Raw genomic sequence first — 262 nt, 5'->3', positions numbered from 1 at the left:
AGGCCGCGTTGCTGGCGGTGACCAACATCGTGATGGCGCTGGTGGCGGGGTTGCTGTTCGGCAACCTGCTGATTCCGGCGCGGAAGAACCTGTAGGGCGTTGCCGCTTCGCGCAGCGGCGGCGGAACCGTGCGCGGGGACGAAACGAAAACGCCGGCGCAGGGCCGGCGTTTTCAACGCAGGTGCCGGGGATTTACTTCTTCCTGATCAGGAAATCCTCGGGCTTCTTGCCCTTGGCGGTCAGCTCGGCCATCCAGCGCGGC

Annotated in this window: 1 protein-coding gene; it reads right to left on the bottom strand. The window is 66.0% G+C overall.

Annotated elements, in window-relative coordinates; genetic code table 11:
* Positions 1–192: 192 nt before the first annotated feature.
* Positions 193–262, bottom strand: a 70-nt coding sequence (locus SB773_RS32670; RefSeq protein WP_410594548.1) for an H-NS family nucleoid-associated regulatory protein, incomplete at its 5' end; no start/stop codon positions are given.

Origin of the sequence: Bacillus sp. SIMBA_074 (genome assembly GCF_046534555.1) — a bacterium.
GTDB classification, from domain to species: domain Bacteria; phylum Bacillota; class Bacilli; order Bacillales; family Bacillaceae_G; genus Bacillus_A; species Bacillus_A mycoides.
The sequence above is the reverse complement of the archived record's forward strand: the minus strand, read 5'-3'. Positions and strand labels throughout refer to the sequence as shown.